The sequence below is a fragment of the Kribbella albertanoniae genome, from assembly GCF_004348455.1.
Classification (GTDB): domain Bacteria; phylum Actinomycetota; class Actinomycetes; order Propionibacteriales; family Kribbellaceae; genus Kribbella; species Kribbella albertanoniae.
This window is the reverse complement of record NZ_SMKA01000016.1, coordinates 50,636-66,160: the sequence shown is the minus strand read 5'-3', so window position 1 is coordinate 66,160 and position 15,525 is coordinate 50,636. Positions and strand designations below refer to the sequence as shown.

11 protein-coding genes are annotated in these 15,525 nt (G+C 67.8%); 5 read left to right on the top strand and 6 right to left on the bottom strand.

The genetic code is table 11. The features are described from left to right. Positions 1-349: 349 nt before the first annotated feature. Genes E1261_RS06870 through E1261_RS06860 form a run of 3 tightly spaced genes read right to left on the bottom strand, consistent with a single transcriptional unit; the run spans position 350 to position 5,368 of the window. On the bottom strand, positions 350-1,360 hold the full coding sequence (locus tag E1261_RS06870) for a hypothetical protein (RefSeq protein ID WP_132403604.1): 1,011 nt from the start codon (positions 1,358-1,360) through the stop codon (positions 350-352). Positions 1,361-1,373: 13 nt separating this feature from the next. Further along, a complete protein-coding gene (locus tag E1261_RS06865; protein WP_132403601.1) occupies positions 1,374-2,585 on the bottom strand; it encodes an SWIM zinc finger family protein in 1,212 nt (403 codons plus the stop codon). Beyond that, on the bottom strand, positions 2,582-5,368 hold the full coding sequence (locus E1261_RS06860; protein ID WP_132403598.1) for a DEAD/DEAH box helicase: 2,787 nt from the start codon (positions 5,366-5,368) through the stop codon (positions 2,582-2,584). The genes E1261_RS06865 and E1261_RS06860 overlap by 4 nt, the downstream gene beginning before the upstream one ends. 144 nt (positions 5,369-5,512) lie before the next feature. Here E1261_RS06860 and E1261_RS06855 point away from each other — a divergent pair, with 144 nt between their 5' ends. Continuing rightward, positions 5,513-6,487 carry a zinc-binding dehydrogenase gene (locus tag E1261_RS06855; protein ID WP_132403595.1) on the top strand — a complete coding sequence of 325 codons (975 nt, stop codon included), beginning with the start codon at positions 5,513-5,515 and terminating at the stop codon, positions 6,485-6,487. Here E1261_RS06855 and E1261_RS06850 read toward each other — a convergent pair. Continuing rightward, complete coding sequence (locus tag E1261_RS06850; protein WP_132403592.1) at positions 6,484-7,815, bottom strand: GGDEF domain-containing protein; 1,332 nt, start codon at positions 7,813-7,815, stop codon at positions 6,484-6,486. The two genes, E1261_RS06855 and E1261_RS06850, sit on opposite strands and share 4 nt — an antisense overlap. Positions 7,816-7,934: 119 nt before the next feature. On the opposite strand from E1261_RS06850, the gene E1261_RS06845 reads away from it, so the two are divergent. Continuing rightward, positions 7,935-8,132 (top strand): DEAD/DEAH box helicase, encoded by a 198-nt coding sequence (locus E1261_RS06845; protein WP_132403589.1) that lies wholly within the window; start codon positions 7,935-7,937, stop codon positions 8,130-8,132. Positions 8,133-8,249: 117 nt separating this feature from the next. Here E1261_RS06845 and E1261_RS06840 read toward each other — a convergent pair whose 3' ends face one another. Beyond that, complete coding sequence (locus E1261_RS06840; RefSeq protein WP_132403586.1) at positions 8,250-9,494, bottom strand: MFS transporter; 1,245 nt, start codon at positions 9,492-9,494, stop codon at positions 8,250-8,252. 396 nt (positions 9,495-9,890) lie between these two features. Here E1261_RS06840 and E1261_RS06835 point away from each other — a divergent pair, with 396 nt between their 5' ends. Together E1261_RS06835 and E1261_RS06830 are read left to right on the top strand one after the other, a co-directional pair. After that, positions 9,891-12,443, top strand: coding sequence for an MXAN_6230/SCO0854 family RING domain-containing protein (locus E1261_RS06835; RefSeq protein ID WP_132403583.1), 2,553 nt, complete (start codon positions 9,891-9,893; stop codon positions 12,441-12,443). 105 nt (positions 12,444-12,548) lie between these two features. Next, entirely contained in the window at positions 12,549-13,070 is a 522-nt protein-coding gene (locus E1261_RS06830; protein ID WP_132403580.1) for a hypothetical protein, read from the top strand. Here E1261_RS06830 and E1261_RS06825 read toward each other — a convergent pair. After that, the gene (locus E1261_RS06825) at positions 13,067-13,822 is read right to left on the bottom strand and encodes a FadR/GntR family transcriptional regulator (protein WP_132403577.1); all 756 of its coding nucleotides are present in this window, start codon (positions 13,820-13,822) and stop codon (positions 13,067-13,069) included. The two genes, E1261_RS06830 and E1261_RS06825, sit on opposite strands and share 4 nt — an antisense overlap. 189 nt (positions 13,823-14,011) lie before the next feature. Between E1261_RS06825 and E1261_RS06820 the strand changes: the two genes are divergently transcribed. Next, complete coding sequence (locus E1261_RS06820; protein WP_132403574.1) at positions 14,012-15,523, top strand: ABC transporter substrate-binding protein; 1,512 nt, start codon at positions 14,012-14,014, stop codon at positions 15,521-15,523. The last annotated feature ends 2 nt before the right edge of the window (positions 15,524-15,525 follow it).

The following is a 15,525-nucleotide window of genomic DNA, read 5'->3' as shown; positions in this document are numbered from 1 at the left end:
ACCCCACTCAACGAACCCTGGGACCAAGCCCCAACCCCGGCTCCCATGCCCTTCACCCCGCTCACCAGGTGAGCGGCCGGGGCGTACCGAAGAACGGGTAATAGTCCGCCTGAATCACCTTCGGACCGACTCCCCACGCCTAACGACGCGAGCTGAGCGCGACTACTACCCGTCCGTCGGTACGCATCTGCCACGGCGGCGTGGGTACCGGAGTGAAACCGGCGTCCGGCGGGTGGTCGAGCCGCAGACAAGCAGGAGCCTCACAGCCACGACGGCAACGCCGATTCGTGGTACGGGTTTTACAGCAGAGCGCGGCTGGACCCACTCCTCACCACCCGCCGGGCCGGCTCTACCGCTGGATCGCGGTCGAGCTGCGGCTGGAGTCGCGGCTACCTCGGGCGGCGCGTTCGCCTGCCGAGGTTGATCGTTCCTGGCTTGTCGGGTGGCCTCCCGGGATCACCCGCAGCTGATCGCGCATCGTGTCTCGGAAATCCTGCTGGTCGCGAACCATGGCGTCCAGGTCGACTCCTTGCGGCACAACCGGAGCGGCGTCGAACACCCGGGCATGGGCAACGGCTACGAAAACACGCATCGTGGCGTCGGTACCACGCCGGAACTCCGGGCCTTGGAACAGGCAGTACGTGGCGTCGGCGAATGCCTGGCGGTTCTGCGGATCAGCGGGGTCCAGGTCGCCGGTTTCAGCCCGCTTTGTCTCCAGGCCGGCTAGTTGCTCGAACGCCGCGCGGCGCAGTATCTCTCGATCGTCCAGCGACGCAGTGACCGTAATGGTCTCGTCGGGCGCCACAGCCGGGGCCGCGGCGGCCATCTGCTGTGTACTGGCGCCGAACACATCCGCTGCCTGCTCTCCGAGTGACTCGGTCCGCATCAACAGGTTGCCGTTGATCGTGCGCCCGTCCTGCAGCGTGACCTGATGCTGAACCCGGTCCGCGGAGCCGGAGAACTGTCCCAGCGCGACCCTCTCCATCTTGGTCAGCGCCCGATGCGCCGGCGACCCGCTCTCTCGGCCCGCGACCGACGGAGTGAGCCGGTAGGACATCGAACCGTCCCCGATCGGCGTGCGGATCGTCTCCGCATTCGACGAGGGCCGAGTCACGCGACCCTCGACGGCCAACCGGTACCGCCAGTCGGCCAACTTCTGATAGAGACCCTCGAAGGCCGCGGTCCGATCCTCGACCGTCGAGACCGTTGCGAGCTGCTCATCCAGTGCCTCAAGCGCCGTGTTCGCCGCCTCCGCCTGAACCGCCGCGAACCTGTCGAGCTGATCCCACTGCGCGGGGTTGTTGGTGGTCTTCACCAAGTCAGGCGTAGGAAAGCTCGACGCCGTAATCCGTACAGTCACATCCGCGAAATTATCAACCCAACAGGTCTTGAGGATAAGGGGATGGTGGGCGGGTGAGGGTCCAGTCGTTGAAGTGTTGGTCGAAGCGGTACCAGAGGCCGTCGGCGCCGAGGCGTAGCTGGAGTTTGCCGGCCGTGACCCGGTTGGCTTCGACAGATGCCTTCGGTAGGAGGGCAGCGGCTTCGGCGAGGGCTTCGGGGTCCGCGTCGGTCGGCGCGTCGAGCGTGACGGACAGGCCACCTCGACCACCTTGGCGCCAGGCGGCGGCCCAGCTGGTCAGTTGCCGGGCCGGTACGCCGGATCGATGCGCCAGCTCGGCCAATTCCGCCGTACCGACTCCTGCGGCTCGGCGGGCCAGGTCCTGGTCGAAGGTCAGCTCGGATCCACCGTCGCCGGACGCCAATTCCCAAGCCCGCTGCGCGGCGTCGGTCGCCAACGCAACCAGATCCCGTACGTCGATCTCCGACGAGCGAGGTGGATCCAGCGCCTGCACCGCTGCCGGTAGTCGCGCCGTTCGCAACGGCCGAGGCACGACCGGAAGCACGCCAACCCGAGCCTGATAAGCAGCGCGGGCCGGGATGCCCGGGGGAGCGGCCCTGACGACCGGCACCGTTTCGGACGTCCCGCGACGGGCGCGGAGTGCCGCCAGGAGATCGTCCCTGGACCGGCCACGCAGCAGCAACAACTCGAAGGGATCGCTGTCGAGCGCATCGGTGATCACGTAACAGACGGCCGCCGAGTGCTTGCACGGTACGGCGAAGTCCGGGCAGTTGCAGTTCGTCCGGATCTCGCCCGGGCCGGGCAACAGATCAAGGCCAGCCGCACGGACATCATCAACCACCTCAGGCGGCAGTTCCCCGTCCAGCAGCGCGGCCACGCGCCCGATCTGCGCCGACACGACGTCGAGCACGGCATCCCACTCCGCCGCCGAGAACGCCTGGATCCGCACTGTCACCTGGTACGGCGTTGTCCGGCTGCCCTGCACGACGGCCTCGACTTCGCCAGGCGTGACCGTCAGCTCCAGCACGCTCCCACGGCGCGCGTAGGAACGACCGCGCGCCAACCGGTTCGGATCGAGTCGCGCCCGGTGCTCCAAGGCCTCCAACCACGCGCGCCCCCACCACGTGGCACCGAACGGGCGCCGGCTCCCCGGCCCTCGCGCCGCAGGCAGCCCCGCATCGTCACCCTTGTCACGCCACCCCCGCCAGGGAACCCGCTCGTTCACGGCCGCGCCCTCCCCACCGCAGATGGGTTGTACGCACTCGCCGATCCCGAACGAGCCGGCCCAGTCGACAGCGAGACGAGCTCGCTCAGGTCCGCATCGGACAGCTCACTCAGCCAGGCCTCACCCGAGCCGACCACGGCGTCGGCCAGATCGCGTTTCGCCGCGATGACCGTGGCGATCCGATCCTCCAGCGTGTTCTCCGTGACGAGGCGATGCACCTGAACCGGTCGATCCTGCCCGATCCGGTACGCACGGTCGGTCGCCTGATCCTCGACCGCAGGATTCCACCAGCGGTCGTAGTGCACGACATGCGTTGCCTGCGTCAGCGTCAATCCGACACCGCCCGCCTTGAGCGAGAGCAGGAACACCGGCGACTCACCAGCCTGGAACTGCGCAACCAGCTGCTCCCGCTTCCGCACCCCGATCCCACCGTGCAGGAACAGCGACTGCACGCCACGCGTCGCGAGATGGGCCTCGATCAGTCGGCACATCTCGACGTACTGGCTGAAGATCAGCACTGATTCGCCTTCGGCCAGGATCACGTCGAGCAGCTCGTCGAGCGCGGCCAGCTTGCCGGAACGTCGCTCCAGCGGACCCGGTTGATGCAGGAACTGCGCCGGATGATTGCAGATCTGTTTGAGCTGGGTCAGCAGACTGAGCACGAGCCCACGCCGCTCGATGCCGTCCGCCGCCTCGATCTTGGCCAGCGTTTCCTTCGCGACCGCCTGATAGAGCGTTGCCTGCTCCACTGTCAGCGGTACGACGAGGTCGTTCTCGGTCTTCGGCGGTAGCTCCGGTGCGATCCCGGGGTCGATCTTGCGCCGCCGCAACAGGAACGGCCGCGTGATCCGCGCGAGCCGGGCTGTCGCCTCCTCGTCGTGATACCGCTCGACCGGTACGGCGATGTCCTGCCGGAACCGTTCCAGCGAACCGAGCAACCCCGGCGCGGCCCAGTCCAGGATCGACCACAATTCGGACAACCGGTTCTCCACCGGCGTCCCGGTCAACGCGATCCTGGTTGCCGATGGCAACGTTCTGAGTGCGCGAGCCGTCCGGGACAGTGGGTTCTTGGCGTGCTGTGCCTCGTCGGCCACGGCCAGCCCCCACTGCACTTCGCCGAGCACCCGATGGTCCTGCCGGACGACGCCGTACGTCGTCAGCACCACCTCGTCCGGCGCGAGGTCGCTCAACGACCGCCCCGCCCCGTGGAATCGCCGAGTTGGCACATCCGGAGCAAACCGGGCGAATTCGCGCTCCCACGTGCCGAGCAGCGTCGACGGACAGACCACCAGCGTCGGCCCGCGCCCACGCCGCAGCAGATGCAGCGCGATGACCTGGATCGTCTTGCCCAGCCCCATGTCGTCGGCCAGGCACCCGCCGAGCCCAAGATCGGTCAGCTGCGCCATCCAGGCGACACCGCGCCGCTGATAATCCCGCAGCGTCGCTTGCAAGCCGGCAGGCTCGGCGGACACCGGTGTGTCCTCACTCGACCGCAGCCGAGTCAGCATCTCCGCCAGCGAACCATCCGCGTCGAACGCAACCAGCTCGCCGTCGACCTCGATCGTCCCGGTGAGCGCAGCCGCCAGCGCCTCGGCGCCGGTCAGCTTGTGGGTCCCGCCGCGGCGCAGCTTCCGAACCAGGTCGTGATCGACGCGCACCCAGCGCCCACGCATCCGGATCATCGGCCGCTTGGCCTCAGCGAGCGCAGCCACCTCCTCCTCGCTCAGCTCCTCCCCATCCAGCGTCGGCCGCCAGCGGAACGCAACCAGGTCGGTCAGGCTGAAGTCAGGCCCGGTCACTGCCCCCGGTGTCGGCGTCCCGACTGTCCCGCGCACAGCAAGCTCGCCCGCGAAGAGCTCAGCCGGCCAGAGCACCTCGATGCCCGCACCCTCCAACGCAGTGCTGCCCTCGGCCAACTCCTCAAGCGCCTCGTCATCGACGTCGACCGCAGCCGGCGCCGCGTCCCGCAGCGCAGCCGACAGCGGCGGCCACACCCGCGCACCACGTCGCAGCGCGAGCAGGAGGTCGGTCTCCGCCCGCTCGCCGAGCGCAGCGAGCACTGCTGCCGGTGCGGTCCACACATCGGCCACATCAACCAGCAGGCTCGGATCGAGCTCACTCCGAAGCTGCAGCACAGCCTGGAAGTCGAGGCCCTCCAGCACCGGTGGTTCGATCCGCAGCACCAGCCTGGCTCCAGCGTCCTCGCTCTGCGCAGTTTCAGCCAGCCACGCCGTCGGCCCAGTCACCGCCACCGGCTCCACCGCTGCAAACGGAGCCGCACCGGGGCGAGCCGCGACGGCAGCCGCGGGCGTACGCACCAGTGTGTCCGCGATCGCATCCCAGAACGCCCGGACAAGTTGCTCCGGATCGACCAACCGCACCGGCCGCGTCCCCTCGACCGGCAACGCATGCCCGTACGGCGGCATCGCGGCGGCGAGTTGCTTCAGCCAGCCGCGGTCGAGCGGATCCAGCGGTGCGACCCGCCAACCGCCGTACCCGCTCGGGGTCAGATCGGGCACGAGCCGCCCGCGCGCGATCAACCCCAGACCGGCCAGGGCCGCCGCCCGCCACGCCTCCCAGCTCGCGGCGCCCTGCACCGGTGACGACACCAGCTCGAGCGCCTCCGAGATGCTCAGCAGTCGCGCCGGAACTGTCCGTCGCCGGACCTGCGATCCCTGTGGGAGCACGAGAGTGACGGTCTCGTCGGTCGCGTCGACCTCGCCGTACAACGCCAGCCGGCCCGCACGCGGCGGGTCGGCTGGGAGGAAGACGGCGTCGAACATGCCCTGCACAGTACGCCGGACCGCGGACAACTTTCGCGTCGGCGGATCCGGCCTGTGGACAACTCCGGATCGGCTTGACCTCAACCAAGGTTCAGGGACGAGCCTGGAGGCACTCTCGACGACGAAGACGACCAAGGAGCAGGAATGCGTGCAGCAGTGGTGACCGAGTTCGGCGAACCATCGGTGATCCGGATCCAGGAATGGCCCGACCCGGTTCCGGCCGACGGGCAGGTCCTGGTCGAGGTCGAGGTGGCCGACATGATCTTCGTCGAGACCGCGATCCGCCGGGGTCAGCATGGCGGGTTCTTCGACGTGAAACCGCCGTACGTGCCGGGCACCCGGTTCGGCGGCCGAGTGCGAGCGACCGGGCCCGGCGTACCGGAGACGTGGGTCGGTAAGACCGTCGTCGGACGCGGTGTGGACTTCGGTGCGCACGCCGAGCTCGTAGTCGCGGCAGTCGACACACTGACCGAGGTACCTGCCGGTCTGAACCTGGAGACCGTCGTCGCAGTGACCGGCGACGGCTTCACGAGCCTCATGCTCGAGCAGTTGGCGCCAGACCTGCACGGCAAGGACGTGCTGATCACTGCGTCTGCAGGAGGCATGGGACTGCTGCTGATCCAGCTAGCCCACCGTGCTGGGGCGCATGTCATCGCAGCTGCGCGCGGTCAGGCCAAGCTGGACCTCAGCAAGGCACAGGGTGCGGATGTGGTGATCGACTACTCGCAGCCCGGCTGGGAGAAGGCTGTGCTCGAGGCAACCGGCAACCGTGGCGCTGATGTGGTCTTCGAAGGCGCCGGTGGCGAGCTGGGTGCGACTGCCTTCAGCGTCGTCAAGGACGGCGGCTGGTTCTCGGCGCATGGTGCGCCGAGTGGCAGTTTCGCGCTCTACGACCCCGCCGAAGCGGAACGCCGGGGGATCACGGTGAAGGGGATCGTCGACCTGCGGGTCGACATCGTCTCCACACCAGTGACCGGCGAGCTCGTGCTGCAGCGGGCCGCGGCCGGCGATCTGGTGCCGGTGGTCGATCAGGTCTTCGACCTGGACCAGGTGGCCGACGCACACACGGCCATCGAGCAGCGTGCGCTGCTCGGCAAGGCCCTGATCAGAGTGCGTTAGTCGACCGGCTGGTCAGCGTGGTCTGTGACAGCAGGTGGGTTCGGCCGGGCCGCAACAATGCGGTTCCGGCCGTCCCGCTTGGCACTGAGCAGTGCGTTGTCGGCGGCCAGCACCAGCTGGTCCATAGTGTTCGCGACGTCCGGATACACAGCCGTCCCGATCGACGCCGGCACACCGCTGATCAGAGCGGTCTGCTCGGCCGCGGTGTCGACAGACACCGTCAGCGTGCTCAGGCGGTCCCGAATCCGCTCAGCGACCTCCAGCACCTCGGTCTCCGACGCGCCAGGCAGCAGGACCGCCAGCTCGTCGCCACCGACCCGTGCAACCAGGTCGCCCTGCCTGACCTCAGCCCGGACACTCTGCCCAACAGCCTTCAAGGCTTGGTCCCCAGCCGGATGGCCGTAGGTGTCGTTGATCTCCTTGAACCTGTCCAGGTCCAGCATCAACAGACCCACCGTGCTGCGCAGCGTCTCCGCACGCGCCAGCTCCACCGGCACTGCGTTCGCCCAGTACGCCGGAGTGGCCAGACCGGTCTTCACATCGGTCCCAGCAGCACGCTGGAACTGCGGTAGCAGCAGATCGCGATGCAGAGTCAGCACCGTCACCATCAGTATCGGCACCACCCACGGGTACGACGCCTGCAGCGCACCGACGGCTACACCGAGACCTAGGCCCGCGACCACCACCAGCTGATCGGAGAGGTCGCCCAGAGCGCCCCGTGCAGTGGCGTCCGGGGAGGACAGCAGAATCGCGCCGATCACCAGCGCGAAGTTCACCAGCCACCACGTGGTCGCCGCCCCCAGCACCACCAGCAAGGAGAACGGACCCGTCGGCACCCGCGGCTCGGCGATCAGCCCACCGCCACGCAGTACGGCGGCGGCCGCAGCGCTGGCCAGGATGAACGTGCTCGCGGAGAACACCTTGCGGTGCGCGATGGTCCGCCCGTAGACGCGGATCCAGGAGTACCCGTACGAGACGACGATCAGGGCGATCACCAGGCTCAGCGGGAGCAGCAGGAGGCCGGCGAACACCCACAGGCTCTTCAGGTTCGTGTATGGCGAACTGTTAGCTGCCATCTCGCGTCGCCGCTCGATTCCGCGGGCAGACTCCAGATGAAGGACCGAGGCGGTCGCGAGGACAGCGAACGCGGCCCACTCGGAGGGCCTGACGCCGGTACGGGCACCGGAGATCGTCGAGGCCAGAGCCAAGGCGGTGATCGTGACTGCGACAGCGTCGACACCGAGCACATAGCTCAGCGCCGGACGTGGCAACGACCAGAGCTTCCATCGGCGGGGTGGCACCCACTTGCTCCGACCGATCAGAATCATGGTGGCCTCACACGGATAGACCTGAGCGGTTATTCCTGAATAGTAACTGCCTGTTCACGCGAGGTCATCCCGGACCGCGCGTTATTCCATCTGGCGGATGGCGAAGGAAGGATCCCCCCATGTACAGGATCAGCACCGGCAACGAGTGGTTCACCGGCTCAAACAAGCGTTCGACCGGCGGCGGCAACGAGTGGCTGTACGGCGGGAACGAGTGGTTCCACGGCGGAAATGAGTGGTTCACGCAGAGTGGCAACGAGTGGCTCCACCGGCCGGCCGGTGGCGGCAACGAATGGTTCACCAACGGTAACGAGTGGTGATCCACGGGACCTCCCCGGAATTTCTTTACCGATAATTTACCGAAGGCTGTCCGGAGGTAATTCCCTGAATCGCCGGCCAGCTTGCCGAGAAGTCGTGCAGAACGGTTGTGAAGGAAATCATGCGGGGCTCGTACCCGCGACGTCGGGCCCGGGACGGCGGGCACGTGACCAGGCGGCGCCCGCCGCCACGGCAGCACAGAGTCCCACGGTGCCCATCACCCCCAGGGCGAATGATGGAGACGAACCGTCGGCGACCAGACCGGCCAGCAGGATCCCCAGGCCCTGGCTGCCCTTGAGAGCCGTGCTGGCGACCCCGAACGCCTGACCGCGCTGTGCGTCCGGCACGGCTTGGACGAACGCCGCACTGGTCGGCAGGTGGTACGCGGACGCCATCCCGGAGAGCCCCCACAGCAGCAGAGTCGGCACCAGTCCCGGTGTGAAGAAGCACAGCGCCAGTGGGACGCACGCAAGCGCAGCCAGCGGCCCGAGCAGCCGCATGCGACGCTCTGGCGGCCAGAGCGTGATCAGCCACATCCCGGCGACCGCACCGGCCGGACTGGCCGCGAGCAGGAGCCCTGCCGCGGTCGGCCCCTGACCGATCTCATGCGCGTACGGGATCGCTAGCCCCTCCACCGTGACGTAGAAACCGGCGATGGTGGCCAGGATGACCAGCGTCCGGAGCTTCGGCGTACGGGCGACCAGTGAGAAGCCTGCGGACAGGTCTTTGAAGTAGCTGCGGCGTGGCGCATCAGTGCCACCTGTCGGTGCTGGTCTGCGACGGACTCCGACAGCCAGGAGGATCGCTGAGAGCAGGAAGGTTGCCGAGTCGAGCAGGAGGCCGCCGGAGGTGCCGACAGCCACCACGATCGCGCCGCCGGCGCCGAAACCGAGCACCTGGCTGAACTGCACGACCATGTCGTTCGCGGCCTTGCCGAGTACGTAGTGATCCCCAGGCAGTACGGCGGGCAGCGTGGCCGCCCGAGCCGCGTTGAACGGCGACCCGAACGCCTGCAGTGCGAGCAGCAGCAGGATCACCGCCAGCAGTGGCATGCCCTCGATCGCCATAGCAGCAACGAGAATCGCCCTGGCCAGATCGGTGAGGATCATCACCGACCGCCGCGGGAAGCGATCCGCGAAGCCCGCCAGCAGCGGACCGAACAGCAGATCGGGGATGTAGGTCAGCGCATACGTCAGTGCGGTCAGCCCGGCCGACTCCGTCCGGTCGAAGACCAGCACCGCCAGCGCCACCCGCGCGAGCTGGTCGCCGGCGACGGACAGCACCCCTGCCACGAACAACGCCCGGAACTCGGCATGCCCGAAGACATCCCGCCAGCGCGCCCGCTCGATCACCCCACCCTCCATGTCAACCAGTTTTCACCACTATCCGTAGCCCCACACCTTCCCCGCGTGATCGGAAGGGTTTCCCTGCACGAAAGGGGGCTGAAACAAGGGTTTGCTGGCGGCGCATCAGTGCCATCTTCCGGCCAAAACGGCTACCCGGTGGCGTCGGGTTTGATCAAAGGTTCTATATTTGTGAGTGTTCCGGTACCGGGGTCTGGGCGGGGCGGCCCCGACCCTGGTACCGGACTTCTCATGTCCGCGGCAGGAGCCGACAAGAACTGTCGGTGGAGCCCGGTAGCGTTCTTCTTGCCAGGGGCGGCTCCTGGACGTGCTTCCTTCTCCTAACCACCAGGCAAGTAGCGCGACCACTCTCCGCCCCTGGCGTCTCTGTCCATGACGCCTTGCGGGGAGAACGCGATGCAGGAGGCTGCGGCCGTGCTGTTGCGGCGCCGACGGCTGGTCGATGCGGTAGCGCTGACCCCGCCTGTACGCCGGTCGGCGTGGCAATGGGTGCGGCGGCCGTTGACGATCCAGGCCGGGCTGTCCGCGCTGCAGGCCGACCTCATCCAGCGGGGCTTCGTGCTCTCGGTCGGTCTGTATCGGCACTGCGCCGGGCTGTCCGCTCCCGCCCTGACCGGTCTGGGCAACGCGCTGCTCGACCTGCTGGACGCTGAGTCCGGTCACGACATCGAGCACGTGCCGCTGTTCCGCGGCTTCCCGGACACCGTCCCTGCCGACACCGACGAGTTCTACGTCAACCGTGTCTTCGCCCGACTGCTGCAGGAGCCCCAGCAGCCGTGTGTGCTGTGTGGCGACACCACCTCGGTGCACCCCGTCTCTCCCTGCGCGCATCTGGTCTGCCGCACCTGCTGGGATGGCACTGACCTCAGCGCCTGCCCGCTGTGCCTGCACCGCATCGATCCGAGCGACCCGTTCCTGGAGCCTTCGTTCGACCGTGCGCCGGAGGGCCAGGTCCGCTCCGACCGGCTGCGCCTGCTGTCACTGGCCGGTCCGGACGCAGTCCGCACCACAGTCGAGTCCCTGCTGGTACGGCGTACTCCGCCGTCGGCCATGGATCGTTTCGATCTGCAGGTGCTGTTGCCGCTCACCGATCTGTCGTGGCTGCCGGACGACATCCCGGTTCGCGAGACCCGAGCAGTGGTGCTCGCACACTTCCTGGCCGACGAGCCAGCCGTGATCGACCGAGCCAGTACGGCGACCGACGTACTGCGACTGCTTTTCGCGCTGATGGACGCGGACCCCGGTCTGCGGACACCCCCGGTTCGCCGGAGGTCGTTGTCTCGTGCCACCCGGCGTCTACTGCTGGCTCGCCTGGACCGGCTGCCGGCTGACACGCTGATCGAGGACATGCTGCGGCACGAGCAGTCGTGGAAGCGGATGGGTGAGGTGCTGCACCCGTTCGAGTTCGCGGTCCGGCATCCACGTGCGGCGCTAGCGTTCGCCGTACTGCGGCGCACTGATCTCGAAACGCAGTCTGCGGCCGGTCAGGCGATCTTGAGCGAGGCGGCGGAACACCCTTTCGTGCGGCTCGAGGAGGGGCGCCTCGTCATGCGCACCTTCGCGTCGCGTGTCGAGGGCGCGTTCGTGGACGGCCGCCCCGGGCTGGCGCTCGACCTGCTGCGGCAGCGGCCGGGGGAACTGCTGAGGAGGCTGGTGCAACTCGCACGCGAGCTACCGGCCGACCAGCACGCCGATCTGGTCGGTGCAGTAGCCACTGCGGTCTCTGACGTTTCCCCGGCGGTCATTACAGCAGCGCTCGGGCAGGTGCGGACGCCACCGGGCGATCTGCGGTTGTTCTTCCCCCGTGGCGGCAGCACGCGGGTCTGGACCACGGTCGACCACAGGCAGCCGCTGCCATCCCAGCTTGCGGTCGCACTGGCCGGCGTACTGGTCGGAGAGATGTTGCGCCGGGCCGGTGCACTCCCGCGGTGGCGGCGGGCGTTCCTGGACGAAGACCTGACCAGACTGGCCGCACCGGGCTCGGAGCGTGGTTCGTCTGCGTCACTGCGCCGGATGACGCGGGGGAGCGCCGTACCGATCCCGCCGGGCGAGTCGCTCCGGTTGTTCCTGCACTGGGTCGAGCCAGCCGGACAGCGGGTCGATCTGGACCTGTCGGTCGCGGTGTTCGGCGAGGAGTGGGACTTCGTCGGACTCTGCGACTACACCCGGCTGCGCTTCGACCAGGAGGCGCTGGTGCACTCAGGTGACCTCACGTCGGCGCCCGGGCCCGGAGGCTCAAGCGAGTTCGTGGATCTCGACCTGCGCCAGCTCCGCCGAGTCGGTGGGCGGTATGTGCTGCCGGTGGTGTTCAGCTACAACGACGTTCCGTTCGACCGGCTCGAGCGTGGTTTCGTGGGAGTCATGCGGCGGCCCATCGGGTTGTTCGATCCGGCCGCCGTCGAGGAGCGGTTCGACCTGTCCGGCGCGGACAAGATCCTGATGCCGTTCGGTATCGACCTGCACACCAAAGAGCTGCGCTGGTACGACATCAACCTGACCTCCGCCGGCTACGCACACGACATCGCTCGGTACGGCGGCCACCTGGCGCTGATGTCCGCTGCGCTGGAGGACGTGTACGGCTCGGGTGACCGGGTCAGCCTGTGGGAGGTGTGCTGCTGGCACGCCGCGGCCCGCGCCGACGAGATTGCCGTCCGGTGTGACGACGGATCGGTCGTCGGCTACCTGCGTGATCCGGCCGAGGACGTGGCGACGTTCGCACGACGGCTGATCGCCAGACTGGAGCCGGACCGCGTCTGGGACGAGGACGCGGCGTCCCGGGCTGATTTCGTCGGCGTGCTCCGCGGCGACCTCACCCCACGCGCCGGCACGCAGGTCTACGCGCTGCACCCACACCTGCTCGACGCAACCACGCTCGCGCTGGTCGACGCGCCGTACCTGCTCAGCACACTCGCCCCGGACACCCGTGCGCACGCTCCGGTCAAGCTGTGAGGCTCCTGAGAGGACTTTGACAATTCCGTGTCGGTGCCGCGCCAGGTGCTTTGGACTGGTCCCGGACAGGAGTACAACGGAAAGTGACTGCGAAGGGAGCCACGCATGACCTACGACGTGGTGGTGCTCATCGAGCGCGAGATGAGCGAGGGCGACGCGCGCCGCGTTGCCGCCCTGCACGCAAGGCACGAAGAAGCCATCGATTACCACCTGCTGGTCTCCAGTCATCCGGAGCGCGGTTTCGGTGGACCGATGGCACTGCTGGGTACGACGTTCGACGATGTGGCTGGTCTGAGCAGCCCACCGGGGAGCGCCCCTGCCGGCACTGCGACGGCGAACGGAACTGCGACGGCGACCCTCGCCGATCCAGACCTCGATATGGCCTCGGTCATCGAGCACAGCTCGCGTCACCTACGCGCGGCGAGTGGCTATCCGGTCCACGTCTCCATCACCCACGGCGAGGTTCTGCTCGCACTGAAGTCGCTGGTCATGCGCACCGGCGGCCAGGAGGTCGTGGTGGTCGCCTGGCCAGAAACCGCGGCCAGCTTCCTGTGCTCCGACTGGGTGTCCAAGGCCCGCAAACTGCTCAAAGTGCCCAGAATCCGCATCCTCGAACACGACAGTTAATCGGTGAGTGCCCGGAGCGCACCACGTTCGTCTTCGGGCACATAGCCTGCGTAGTAGTCGTACATGTTCTGCCGGGCGATCCGCGCCGCGGCATGCCCGTCGCCGGAGCGGATCGCGTCGACCACCTCGGCGTGGTGTTGCAGCGACTCGAGCATCAGGGCGCGGCTGTTCGACGCGTGCGCGATCTTGTCCGAGATCAGCGTCAGGACGACACCACGAACGACCTCGTTGCAGGTCTCGATCAGTGAGTTGCGGGCGATCCGCGCGATCACGTCGTGGAAGGTCAGATCGGCCTCGCTGAACGCGGCGAAGTCGACGTCGATCGCGGCCCGCATCGCGACCAGGGTCCCCTCGAGCTCGGCGAGCTGCTCCGGCGTCCGGAGCCGGGACGCGACCTGGATCGCGGCTCCGTCCATGATCATCCGGAACGCGATCAGCTCGGCGAGCGTCAGCTCGTCCACCCGCGCCAGCCGAACGATCTGCTTGCGCAACGCGGTCGACGAGAACGGCAGGATCTCCGGACCGTTCGGATCCCCGGGCCGCGACCGTACGACGCCGTTGCTCTCCAGCACGCGGAGCGCCTCGCGCACCGTGGACCGGCTGACCGCGAACTGCGTGACGAGCTCCCGCTCACTCGGCAGCCGCTGACCGGGCGCGAGGTCGCCCCGGACGAGCGCTTCCTCGACCTGTTCGACGATCCGCTGGTACGCGCGGACGGGCTGGACCGGCTGGAACTGCGGTCCGTTCGCCATTCCAGTCACCCCTTTTGCCTTGACAGACCTCTGTGTAGCGACAAACCTAGTGGCCCAGTGACACCTAGTCCACTGGTCGGACCAGTCACAGCTGGACGGCGAACACCGCCGTACTGCGTGCCCGCTGCCGGCCGGAGTGGGCCGGGTCGGCAGAATGCGGCGAGAGTCCGGTGATCTGGAGGAGTTCGCGTGAAGTCGTACACCACTCGAGCGGTCGCGTTCGTCGCCTCCGCCGCCATGCTCGCCCTGACCGCCTGCTCGGCTGGTTCGAGTACGTCGGGCGGTTCGTCCACCGGCGCTGATCAGTCGCTGTCGCTCGGCCTGGTCGCGGAGCCGGCCAGCCTCGACTTCACCACGACCGACGGTGCGGCGATCCCGCAGGTGCTACTCGGCAACGTCTACGAGAGCCTGGTCAAGCAGGACGAGTCGGGCAAGATCGTGCCGTCGCTGGCCAAGTCGTGGACGGTGTCGCCGGACCGCAAGACCTACACGTTCGACCTGGTCGACAACGCGAAGTTCACCAACGACAAGCCGTTCACGGCGGCCGATGCGGTCTTCAGCATCAACCGCGTGAAGTCGGCCTGGACGACCTCGCTGAAGTCCGCGATGGATGTCGTCGCCGGCGCCAAGGCGTTGTCGCCGACGCAGCTGCAGGTCACGCTGACGAAGCCGAGCAACGGCTGGCTGTTCCGGATGACCACCCGGATCGGCGCGATGTTCTCCGAGACCGGGGTCAGCGCCCTGGCCACCGCGCCGATCGGCACCGGGCCGTACAAGTTCTCGAAGTGGAACCGCGGCGACTCGATCGTGCTGCAGCGCAACGACGGCTACTGGGGGACCAAGCCGCAGTTCCAGCAGATCACGCTGAAGTACTTCAAGGACCCGACCGCGCTGAACAACGCGCTGCTGACCGGCACCATCAACGTGATCACGACAGTGCAGGCACCGGAAGCGCTCAGCCAGTTCACCGGCAACGAGAAGTACCAGGTGATCGAGGGGACCACGAACGGCGAGGTGCTGCTGTCGTTCAACAACTCCAAGCCGGTCTTCCGTGACCTCCGCACCCGGCAGGCGATCCGGCAGGCAATCGATCACAAGGCCTTGCTGGACACGTGTTTCGCCGGTCGGGGCAAGCTGATCGGCTCCATGGTTCCGCCGACCGACCCGTGGTACGAGGACCTCACCAGCGTCGCGCCGTACGACGTGGCCAAGGCCAAGTCGTTGCTGCAGGCCTCTGGCGCGGCTGGCGCCACACTGCGGCTGCGGCTGCCCACTCTGCCGTATGCGATCTCGTGTGGTCAGGTGGTGAAGAGCCAGCTGGAGCAGGTCGGGCTGAAGGTGCAGATCGACCAGCAGGAGTTCCCGGCGGCGTGGCTGACCACGGTCTTCAAGAGCGCCGACTACGACATGTCGATCATCGCGCATGTCGAGCCACGCGACCTCGGTGCGGTGTTCAGCCCGACGTACTACACGCGCTACAACGACCCCGAGCTGCAGCAGTACCTGGCCGCGGCCGACGCAGGTGACGAGGCGGCGCAGCTCGACAACATGAAGAAGGCCGGCCGGCGGCTGTCCGAGCAGGCTGCGGGGGACTGGCTGTTCCTGCTGCCGAACCTGATCGTCGCGGACAAGAACCTGACCGGTCTGCCGCAGAACGCGATCACCGAGAACTTCGACCTGTCCCGCCTCGCCCGGTCGTGACA

Coding starts and splice junctions, on each gene's coding strand:
- E1261_RS06860 (WP_132403598.1), bottom strand. CDS start 5,368: ATGTTCGACGCCGTCTTCCTCCCAGCCGACCCGCCGCGTGCGGGCCGG.
- E1261_RS06855 (WP_132403595.1), top strand. CDS start 5,513: ATGCGTGCAGCAGTGGTGACCGAGTTCGGCGAACCATCGGTGATCCGG.
- E1261_RS06850 (WP_132403592.1), bottom strand. CDS start 7,815: ATGATTCTGATCGGTCGGAGCAAGTGGGTGCCACCCCGCCGATGGAAG.
- E1261_RS06845 (WP_132403589.1), top strand. CDS start 7,935: ATGTACAGGATCAGCACCGGCAACGAGTGGTTCACCGGCTCAAACAAG.
- E1261_RS06840 (WP_132403586.1), bottom strand. CDS start 9,494: ATGGAGGGTGGGGTGATCGAGCGGGCGCGCTGGCGGGATGTCTTCGGG.
- E1261_RS06835 (WP_132403583.1), top strand. CDS start 9,891: ATGCAGGAGGCTGCGGCCGTGCTGTTGCGGCGCCGACGGCTGGTCGAT.
- E1261_RS06830 (WP_132403580.1), top strand. CDS start 12,549: ATGACCTACGACGTGGTGGTGCTCATCGAGCGCGAGATGAGCGAGGGC.
- E1261_RS06825 (WP_132403577.1), bottom strand. CDS start 13,822: ATGGCGAACGGACCGCAGTTCCAGCCGGTCCAGCCCGTCCGCGCGTAC.